The 961-nt window shown below is 32.6% G+C and carries 1 protein-coding gene; it reads left to right on the forward strand.

All coding sequences use genetic code 11. The features are described from left to right. Nucleotides 1–310 precede the first annotated feature (310 nt). Complete coding sequence (locus Ga0466249_RS25770; protein WP_215832364.1) at nt 311–640, forward strand: DsbA family protein; 330 nt, start codon at nt 311–313, stop codon at nt 638–640. Nucleotides 641–961: the final 321 nt, after the last annotated feature.

The following is a 961-nucleotide window of genomic DNA, read 5'->3' on the forward strand; positions in this document are numbered from 1 at the left end:
GGTGTAGCAAGACAAGCTTATTTTGCCGCTTAAAAAAAAGGGGGTTCTTCAGTGGTTTCACCCCGTCCCCTTGACATTGGCAGATCAAAAGATAGGACTATGGCTTGGTGAAAATTAGGACTTTAGAAGGAATATTGATACTTTTATGGTATTTTTAGCTATTTCAGGAAGGAATATGTGAAACATCTATAGTAGGTATGTATTATTAAATACAAATTAAATAAATGTAAAATTTGTCGAGGGAGTTAGACCTATTTTTTCTGCACTACGCATCTATGTGATAAAAGAAATAGGAATTATTCTTGTATGCTTGACCATTAATGGTACTCCGGGTTGGACTGCTCCGGCTGTATACGGAAATCCGTTCGCTTCTGTAACGATTACCGAATATGCTGATTTTCAGTGCAGTTATTGTTCTGAAGCCCAGAATGTCGTTGATCAGGTCCTAAATAAGGGTCAGGTTAATTTAGCCTTAAAACATTTACCGTTAGAATGTCATACCGATGCATTACCTGCGGCAAAATGTTTTGAAGTCTTATATCGTCGCAATCCGGCAGTGGCTTGGAGTTTTTATAAATTAGCTTTTACCGAACAATCTTTTTTAAAAGGAGGCAATGCATTATATCTTATCATAAGTTAAACTAAAATCCAGTAAAAAATTCACTTTATTTTTTACTAAGCTTCATTTTCCGGAAATCCGGTTGAGGAAGCTTATTTTTTTTATAAATAATACCAATTTGCTATTAAAAAGTCTAATTTAAAATAGTACTTTTGTCGGAAATATTTGGGATATAAGTCATGTTTATAACATAAATGCCAAATTTCGACTTTTTTTTCTACTTTTAAAGAGTATAGTCAAATTAAATAAATTCTAATTAAAAGGCATATAAAACGGACAACATAACGCTCGGTTTTCAATTAATTTATCAAATTTAATTCATCAATAAAAATGTTGGGGTGA

The sequence above is a fragment of the Pelorhabdus rhamnosifermentans genome (genome assembly GCF_018835585.1).
GTDB lineage: Bacteria > Bacillota > Negativicutes > UMGS1260 > UMGS1260 > Pelorhabdus > Pelorhabdus rhamnosifermentans.